The sequence below is a fragment of the Pelotomaculum sp. FP genome, assembly GCF_004369245.1.
GTDB classification, from domain to species: domain Bacteria; phylum Bacillota; class Desulfotomaculia; order Desulfotomaculales; family Pelotomaculaceae; genus Pelotomaculum_C; species Pelotomaculum_C schinkii.
In genome coordinates this window covers 93008-101765 of sequence record NZ_QFGB01000008.1, presented here as the reverse complement: position 1 = coordinate 101765, position 8758 = coordinate 93008, and the positions used below count along the sequence as shown (strand labels likewise).

General features: G+C 44.1%; 10 protein-coding genes, 1 tRNA gene and 1 rRNA gene. 4 read left to right on the top strand and 8 right to left on the bottom strand.

Features of this window, described 5'->3' with window-relative positions; genetic code table 11:
• Positions 1-322 (bottom strand): 16S ribosomal RNA (locus Psfp_RS05270); the annotation flags it as partial.
• Between the two features lie 591 nt (positions 323-913).
• Here Psfp_RS05270 and Psfp_RS05265 point away from each other — a divergent pair.
• Positions 914-1348, top strand: a complete 435-nt coding sequence (locus Psfp_RS05265; protein WP_134217495.1) for a peptidylprolyl isomerase — start codon at positions 914-916, stop codon at positions 1346-1348.
• Positions 1349-1485: 137 nt separating this feature from the next.
• On the opposite strand, the gene Psfp_RS05260 is transcribed toward Psfp_RS05265, so the two are convergent.
• The 4 genes from Psfp_RS05260 to Psfp_RS05245 all read right to left on the bottom strand — a co-directional run bounded on the left by Psfp_RS05260 (position 1486) and on the right by Psfp_RS05245 (position 5436).
• Complete coding sequence (locus tag Psfp_RS05260; protein ID WP_134217494.1) at positions 1486-2169, bottom strand: metal-dependent hydrolase; 684 nt, start codon at positions 2167-2169, stop codon at positions 1486-1488.
• Between the two features lie 123 nt (positions 2170-2292).
• Positions 2293-3264, bottom strand: coding sequence for a methylmalonyl Co-A mutase-associated GTPase MeaB (gene meaB / locus Psfp_RS05255; protein WP_243120490.1), 972 nt, complete (start codon positions 3262-3264; stop codon positions 2293-2295).
• Between the two features lie 206 nt (positions 3265-3470).
• On the bottom strand, positions 3471-4388 hold the full coding sequence (gene trxB, locus Psfp_RS05250) for a thioredoxin-disulfide reductase (RefSeq protein WP_134217493.1): 918 nt from the start codon (positions 4386-4388) through the stop codon (positions 3471-3473).
• Between the two features lie 403 nt (positions 4389-4791).
• Positions 4792-5436, bottom strand: coding sequence for an adenylate kinase (locus tag Psfp_RS05245; RefSeq protein WP_134217492.1), 645 nt, complete (start codon positions 5434-5436; stop codon positions 4792-4794).
• 223 nt (positions 5437-5659) lie between these two features.
• On the opposite strand from Psfp_RS05245, the gene Psfp_RS22445 reads away from it, so the two are divergent.
• A complete protein-coding gene (locus Psfp_RS22445) occupies positions 5660-5782 on the top strand; it encodes a hypothetical protein (RefSeq protein ID WP_282432414.1) in 123 nt (40 codons plus the stop codon).
• 417 nt (positions 5783-6199) lie between these two features.
• On the opposite strand, the gene Psfp_RS05240 is transcribed toward Psfp_RS22445, so the two are convergent.
• The 3 genes from Psfp_RS05240 to Psfp_RS05230 form a co-directional block, all read right to left on the bottom strand.
• Positions 6200-7126, bottom strand: a complete 927-nt coding sequence (locus Psfp_RS05240; RefSeq protein ID WP_134217491.1) for a DUF2935 domain-containing protein — start codon at positions 7124-7126, stop codon at positions 6200-6202.
• Positions 7127-7345: 219 nt separating this feature from the next.
• Positions 7346-7570, bottom strand: coding sequence for a hypothetical protein (locus tag Psfp_RS05235; RefSeq protein WP_134217490.1), 225 nt, complete (start codon positions 7568-7570; stop codon positions 7346-7348).
• Between the two features lie 113 nt (positions 7571-7683).
• A tRNA-Pro gene (locus Psfp_RS05230) sits at positions 7684-7760 on the bottom strand.
• A 161-nt stretch (positions 7761-7921) separates the two neighbouring features.
• Here Psfp_RS05230 and Psfp_RS05225 point away from each other — a divergent pair.
• Entirely contained in the window at positions 7922-8464 is a 543-nt protein-coding gene (locus Psfp_RS05225; protein WP_134217489.1) for an acyltransferase, read from the top strand.
• A gap of 40 nt (positions 8465-8504) precedes the next feature.
• A complete protein-coding gene (locus Psfp_RS05220) occupies positions 8505-8714 on the top strand; it encodes a hypothetical protein (RefSeq protein WP_134217488.1) in 210 nt (69 codons plus the stop codon).
• The last annotated feature ends 44 nt before the right edge of the window (positions 8715-8758 follow it).

The following is an 8758-nucleotide window of genomic DNA, read 5'->3' as shown; positions in this document are numbered from 1 at the left end:
TGGCCGTCCACCCTCTCAGGCCGGCTACCCATCGTCGCCTTGGGGGTCTCTTACACCTCCAACTAGCTAATGGGACGCGGACCCATCTTAATGCGGATTGCTCCTTTCCTCACCCAAACATGTGTTCTGGGTGAGCGTATCCGGTATTAGCGCCAGTTTCCCGGCGTTATCCCGGTCATTAAGGCAGGTTATCCACGCGTTACTCACCCGTCCGCCACTAAAGTTTGAGATTCGCAAGCTTCCTCTCAAACTTCCGTTCGACTTGCATGTGTTAAGCACGCCGCCAGCGTTCGTCCTGAGCCAGGATCAAACTCTCCATTTATATCTGAAAAATTTGATCTCGCTCGTTAATTTAGTCGCAAGCCGTAGGTCGTAAGTCGTAGGGTCCAAGGTATTCCTCTTGGGTCTTTGGAACCTTTGAGTTTCCTTTCTTCCTCCGCCTTACTTCTTCGCCTTACGTCTGTTTGGAATACTGCTCGTTCTTTGACGAGAGTCATGTAATTCGGTCGTCTGTCGTCAGGCAGCAGTCGTCAGTATCCGGGCACTTCTCTTGGGCTTCTTAAAACCCTTAAGCCTTACCCTAATCCTGACGTCTGACGTCCGACGTCTGACGTCCTTTTTTCCATCCATCCACTGTTTAGTTTTCAAAGACCGTGTCGCCCTTTAGCGCGACGCAAATATTATCCTATCATTTCTGCCGGCCCCGTGTCAACTGGTATTTTCTGGCCGGATTCGCGCCTTGCGGCGCGAACAGTTGTTATTCTATCACTTCTACAATCTGCGGTCAAGTGGCAATCTTTCGATTAGATAAAAAAATTACACGAACTTAGTTGATTCTCGACGCATTTTTGCATTACTTTCATTATTATGGTAGAATAGGACTTACCGTCAAGGTATTAAAGGAGGATCGCCCATGAAAAAAGGCAGTATTGAGTTAGAGAACGGTAATAAAGTGATTATAGAGTTTTTTGATAAAGCTGCGCCGGGAACGGTTGCAAATTTCGAGAAACTCGCAAATTCCGGATTTTATAACGGTTTGAATTTTCACCGGGTAATACCGGGTTTTGTTGCCCAGGGAGGCTGCCCTAAAGGTAATGGGACAGGCGGACCAGGTTACAGAATAAAATGTGAAACTGCCGGCAACCCCCATAAGCATGTTAAGGGAGCCTTATCGATGGCGCACGCAGGAAAAGATACGGGCGGCAGCCAATTTTTTATATGCTACGACTCATTCCCCCACCTTGACGGGGTCCACACCGTTTTTGGCCAGGTGGTAGAGGGAATGGAATACGTAGATAAAATTAAACCAGGCGATAAAATGAAAGAAGTTAAGGTCTGGGAAGAATAGTAGTAAAGTTTTTAACAAGTGGACGGTCTGATTAATCACGGGTCCAGGATTAATCAGACCATCATTTAGTAGACTGGTGTAGACTGGTGTTAATGGTAATAATAAGGTACAGTTTCTTTTTTGTTGCGTTAATATTTTTAAAGAAGCTCAAAGTTTTCGCCCGGGGCAAGCACCGTAACCATACTTACTGTAGCAGACTCCACCTCCGCTTTAAATTTCAACGGGTCCTGTTTGATTAGAGGCCAGGTATTGTAATGCATGGGAACGACCATTTTGGGCTTAAGCATCTTTACTGCTTCTAATGCATCCTCCGGCCCCATCGTGAAATTATCGCCGATAGGCAGTAAGGCCAGGTCAGCCGGATGCAGGCGACCGATTAGTTCCATGTCACCGAATAAGCCGGTATCACCGGAATGGTAAATGGTTCTGCCGTCCATATTAATCAAAAATCCGCATGGTGTACCCAGATATTCCATGGGTCCTTCGCCGAAACCTGTCCCGTGCCATGCCGGCGTCAGCTTTATTTTTACTCCATTAAAGGTATGGCTGCCTCCAATATGCATTCCGTGCGATAACGCCCCCTTACGTCCGGCATAAGTTGCCATCTCAAACACGGAAACCAGCGTACCACCGGATTGTTTGGCGATGGCCACGGCATTACCCAGGTGGTCGCCGTGGCCATGTGTTACCAGTACCAGGTCAGCCCTGATTTCTTCGGGTTTTACTGCTGCAACAGGGTTGCCGGTCAGAAACGGGTCAATTACTATGGTCGCGCTCCCCTCCACAAGGAATCCCGCATGTCCCAAGAACGTTACCTTCATTTTTTCACTCCTTAAGTTTTTTCTTGATTATACCCAAAATAAGCAAAGATTTCACTGCGTTTCCAAAATATTATAATAAAAAAATAGCCCCTTATTTGGTAGGGCTATAGATAGCAGATCTTATTACCGGGCCGGCGTCGCCTGTCCAACCACCTGTTGCATAACCAAATCCAAAATTTGCACCGAAGCGGTATATGGGTCAACTTCCCGTGCAGCGACTTTTTCAAGAAGCCGTTTTACCTGCCCGGGCTGATTTACCTGCTTTCTAACCAACCTTTCCCATTGTTGGCTTACTATGTCAAGCGTTTCATTTTTTGCACGCTCGTTTCTTCTAACATCAAAGATCCCCTTGTCGAGGAGATAGCCGCGGTGTCTTTCAATAGCTGATAAAAGTTCAGTGATACCAACAATATTCATGGTAGATGTTTGCACTACGGGTGGCCGCCATTTTACGTGATCGTCACGAAAATCCAGCATCATATCCACTTCTGCAACAACTCTGTCAGCGCCCGGCATATCGCATTTATTTACGGCAAACACATCGGCGATCTCCATAATACCAGCCTTCATAGTCTGTATACTGTCCCCTGCCCCGGGAGTCAGAACGACTATGGTAGTGTCTGCTATATACATAATGTCCAGTTCAGCCTGACCTACACCCACAGTTTCAATGATGATCCAATCCATCCCAAAGGCGTCCATGACTTTAACTATTTCCTTGGTGGTCTTGGTCACCCCACCAAGGCTGCCTCTGGTGCCCATACTGCGAATAAAAACCCCTTCGTCCAAAGCATGCGCGTTCATACGTATACGGTCTCCCAGAATGGCCCCGCCGGTAAAGGGGCTGGTGGGATCCACCGCTATAATCCCGACATTTTCATTCCTTTTTCTTATTTCTTTAACAAGGAGGTCCACCAGAGAACTTTTACCTGCGCCAGGTGAGCCGGTTACCCCCAGAATATAGCTTCGACCTGTCTGCTGGTATATTTGCTTAATAAGCTCGTCCTTTTGAGGCATCTCGTTCTCTACAATTGAAATCACCCTAGCCAGCGCCCGGTGCTCGCCTGCCCGGAACCTATTAAGTAAATCTTCCAAGAGTGCACCTCCTAAATTATAATAGGTCAGAATAGTAAGAAACTTTAGTATATTATTTCTTCACTTGTGATTAAATTCCCTTCTAAAAAAAACACCTGTTGCTTTTTATAAAAAGATTTTTATGCACGAATCACAGCTTGATTCTGAACTACTCGATATTAAAATGATTTATACATTGTTATGTCATATATAATCTGAGTTTTTCTTTACCTTTGCGCTTGCAGGTATTTTTCTGCTGCTACAGCTGCTATAGCTCCGTCAGCAACAGCTGTTACAACCTGACGTAATAGTTTTTGCCGCACATCCCCGGCTGCGTATATACCCGGTTGAGATGTCAGCATGTTTTCATCGGTTATGATATAGCCTTTGTCGTCCACTTTGACGATGTCTTTAACAAGGTCGGCATTAGGCTGGTAGCCAATATATATAAAAACACCATCAGCCGAAAGCCTCGACCTGAAATTGTTACGGACATCTCTGAGCAGCGCAGCCTCAACCGTATCTGTACCATTGATTTCATCAACCACACTGTGCCAGACAAATTCAATCTTAGGGTTCATGAAAGCCCGTTGCTGGACTATTTTGGTAGCTCTCAACTCACCGCGCCTGTGGATGACGTAAACTTTTTCCGCAAATTTGGTTAGATAAATGGCTTCCTCAACTGCGGCGTCTCCCCCACCGACCACGGCGACTTTTTTACCACGGAAAAAAGCGCCGTCGCAGGTAGCGCAGTAGGAAACACCCCGTCCGGTATATTCAGCCTCTCCCTTTACATTGAGCAGTTGCGGCTGAGCTCCAGTGGCAATTATCAGGGCTCCGGTTTTGATTGGCCCTTTATCAGTAATCACAGTAATTTCCTTGGATGAAGGTTCAATCTTCTCAACATTTGAGGACATTATCTCCAGTCCGAAGCCGCGGGCCTGTTTCTCCATCTGGATCATAAGCTCGGGCCCGCCTATACCTGGAAAGCCAGGATAATTCTCAATATTTTGGGTGCTTACCACCATACCCCCTGGGACGCCCCTCTCCAGCAGCAATGTATTGAGCGCGGCCCTAGCTGAGTATATTCCAGCGGAGAGGCCTGCAGGTCCGCCGCCAATAATAACCAGGTCTCTTTTCTCCATAAAAAAACACCTCCTTAAATATCTTTCTATATTACAAATGATCTTAACTTAATAAAAATAATTTGGTCAACAAAATAAATATTACTTTTAAAGCATTTCCGGATTTACTTTTATTCAACAGACTCGTTTTTAAAACAAAATAAAAAATAAATAAAATTTAAACTAGCAAAAAAAACAGGCGAATTGATTTATCGCCCTGATATTCGCCAATCGTTTGAAAGTATTTATATTGAAACCATAAATTCCCGAAATCGGAATTATACATCAAGAAACCGTGCCTGCTGGTTTAAACCAGGAGATAGTAGCCCTAACCTCTAGAACCCCCCCCTTCTTAATATACTAATCTATATGCCGGGGGAGATGAATTTTTCACTGGCAATATTATGTTATTATCTCTAAACTGTTACTTGTCCAGAATGGTTAAGATATCACCCAACACTTTTTTAATATCCTGGTCTCCGTTGACGCTTTTCAGCAGATTTCTCTTGGCGTAATAATCAATAAGAGGCTGGGTTTTGGATTCATATATATCCAGACGGTTGTTTACAACAGTTTCATTGTCATCACTACGTTGATACAACTCGCCGCCACATGCGTCGCATACATCATCTTTTGCTGGTGGATTATATTGCACGTGGTAACTGGCGCCGCAGTCACGGCAAATACGCCGGCCGGTCAAACGATCTACTATTTTTTCACGTGGTACAAAGATGTTGATTACCCCGTCAAGCGTTCGTCCCATTGTCTTGAGTGTTTCTTCCAGCGCTTCGGCCTGCACTACAGTGCGGGGAAAACCGTCCAACAAAAATCCCCTGGCACAGTCCGCTTGAGAAAGGCGATCCTTTATAATTCCCACCACTACAGAATCCGGTACAAGCTCGCCCATATCCATGTACTCCTTCGCTTTCCTGCCCATCTCAGTGCCTTCCTTGATGGCAGCGCGAAACATATCGCCGGTAGAGATATTGGTTATATTAAGTTCCCTCGCCAACACTTCCGCCTGAGTGCCTTTTCCCGCACCCGGAGGCCCCATAATAAGAAGATTCACAAAGAACCCCTCCTAGCTTCTTTTCATAGCTGCTAAAACAATAATGGTATTATATCACAAATTGTCCACCACTGGAAACAGCTGCCGCATACACATTGATAATCCAGACAAACCTTTACCATTAAATATCATTTCTTTATGCCGAATGATAAATTCCCTGTTTTGTGACAATATCTAATTTATAAACATATATTAAGATAAAATTATCAAGGAGGCATAAAGTATGGCAGATGTTAAAATTGAGCAGGCAGGATTTGGTAACGCGGCGTTCATTTTCTTCTTAATCTTTATCCTTTTGGTCTTTGGTGTAGGTTTCTGGGCCTTTGGCGGCGGGGGTTGCATCTAAAGCTAATAGCGTCAGGGGTCTCGCCATCAACCCCTAGAAGAGCCGCCGGCGGTTATTTAGCTGGCGGCTCTTTTCTATACATGCGAACGGCAATGATAGCCGTCAAAGAATAAGCGTACCCTGAACAGGTCACATAATTCTACCTGATCAGGATACGCTCTGCCTGGGAGTGAAAAATATTTAGGGTGCTAAAAATAGCCGATAGTACAAGGATGTTGTTAGATGAAGAAGCAGCAACCGACACCAAATACTAACAGTATAAAAATAAGAAAGAAGATAAACGCTGGATTACCAAATCCTGTCTGCATTTCAACAAATTCTGCCATTTATTAACACACCTCCTTTTCCAAATGACACTTACGCAACATATTATGTTAAGGATCTTGGTATTGTTACAATGCAGTAGCGGGACTTAACTCAAGCACTCATACTAAAAATCCTTAATAAACGTAGATAATGATTGGCTTCTCTGAGGGTATGGTCAGCTAATAAAGGCAATATAATAGACCTTATTCTGCAGGCAAGAATACCCTCTGTGCCTTGCCTCTTGAAATCCCTTATCCCAATAGTTTCCTTCAGGCTTTTCTGCGTAACCTGCGGAAAAAGGTTAATCTGACTGTGCAAGGCCATCGCTTCAGCAGTAAGCAAATCAAATTCTTTACCAAAGTTATTGGCTGTTTGGAACAAGACCTCTTCGGTGGGATCTAAAAGCCCCCTGATAAATTTAGCATGTTCTGCCATAATTCTATTCCAAAAGGACTCCTGTTCAACTGCAAATCCGATAATATCTACCATCACCCTATTTTGCAGTCTGGTGAGCAGTTCGACAAACAATATAGCTTCCCGGCGAATGTGGTCAATTAATAGCGGGTAGTTGAATGTGAACATCTTGCAAGCTAAAATACTGTCCAGGACTATAGTCTTAAAATTTATTAAGCTTTGAGTCACAGCAATTGCCCGCTGATTTAAATCAGCGACACGTTGTACCAGCGTTTGTAAATTCAACTGCGTTACCCGCTTAGTAAGGGAAAGCTCCGCCCTGGTAATGTTGGTGTCAATAGATATGCCGGTGTAAAACTCTGTTGCCCTCTCAGCATTAAGTGTAAAATCGGTAACTACTTCTCCTGAAGAGGCTACACCGGGGCTGATACATCCGCCGGTTAGGGTTACCGCCTCTGTTAACAAGGCCTCGTACTTTTTCTTAAAAGTATCGGCCTGACGGGCCAAATCAGAATTCACGGGAGTAAAGCCTCCTTCCAAAAAGAAGGCATGCTCCTTCATAATTCTCAAAAAGAATAAGTGTATGTCCAATGATTGTATTACGAACTCTTCATTTGACAACATGAATATTTACCCCTTTCGCCAAGCCTCAAAAATCTATAATTTAGCATACTTACTATCAATTATATGCTGCAGGCAAAAAATGGGTGATTCATTCGAAGTAATTTAGCTGCCTTGATTTCCTTTTCGTACCATCTCAATAAGAAAACCCGTAAATCCTTGTGATATAAGGGTTTGCGGGTTTTCTTATTTAAATTCCAATCATCAGGTTATCATTTATTTTTACATTCCCATAAATTCTTTTTGCAATTTGCTTAATATTTCTTGTTCTTTTGCTGACATATCATCTTGTTCTTTTATTAATTGATCAACTCTAACTTTTTGTTCCCCGTAACCCTTATCAATAATTGCATAATTTTCATTGATTATCTTGACAATTTTGCTCTTCACCATGCCATATTTGGTTTTTTGATAAACAACTTCACCAATTTCAAGATTATTTTTCAACGATATTCCCTCCTCCAGCATCTATAAACAGCATATAGGGTTGGCAATCCAGTGTCAATATGAAAACCCGCAAGCCCCTAATATAAGGCTTTGCGGGTTTCCTGTAAAGTATTTGGTCGGGACGACACGACTTGAACGTGCGACCTCACGGTCCCGAACCGTGCGCTCTACCAAACTGAGCTACGTCCCGAAGCTAACCTAGCGGACTGACAAAATATATTTTCCCATAGTCGGCCCAAAAAGTCAAGGAGAAAAGCTCTCTTGGGAACAGCTGTTGTCTTTCAATAATTAAAGGTTATCCCAGCATTCGTGTCGAATTAAATTTAGGTCTGTCTTCTTGGGAGTGTTACCATGATCAAGTTGATATACAAGTTACTCCGGTTCTTAATGACGGGCTACTATACTTTTATGGCCGGCCGGCTGCTGCAATCCGTTGGACGCAACACTGTTTTTGAAGGGATGTTTGATGTACCCCTTTGTCACCGTGTTGTTATTGGAGACGAATGCCTTTTTGCGCCGGGGGTTTCATTTGTAGTAACCGACACAGGCAGTATTACGCTGGGCAATAGGATATACATTGGAAGGAACTGTGTGTTGTCCAGTGATACCGGCATATCCATCGGTGATAATACCATGCTGGCCGAGTTTGTCAGTGTCATCGACGCAAACCACAGCTTTGAAAAAAACGGGCTCCCCATCCGTGACCAGGATTTAAACGCGCTTCCCATCAAAATTGGCAGTGATGTCTGGATTGGGAGGGGCTGTGCGATTTTGCGGGGGACGACTGTTGGAGACGGAGCGGTAATCGGGGCCAACAGCGTGGTAACCCGTGATATTCCTGCATATGCCGTGGCCTGCGGCGCCCCCGCCAGGGTTATTAAATATCGCACCTGATATTTAGACCTGGCAACATGCCAAATATAAGGAGTGATTTTTGTTGACAGGTGAACCCAGTACATTTTCTCTGATAGCCAATTATTTTTTACTAGCCCTTTTCGGCGGCTCAGCCGTATTGGTCTTTTGGGACACACGCCGGCGGGGAAGGGTGCTCTCGGAGTCCATCGCCTGGGCACTCTTTATGGCTTTTATGTTTCCCCTGGCTATTGTAGTCTATATTTATTTTCGCAAAAAAAAGCTACTATAATGCAGTTAATAGATCTTTGGTAATACACCATTACATTTAAGTCA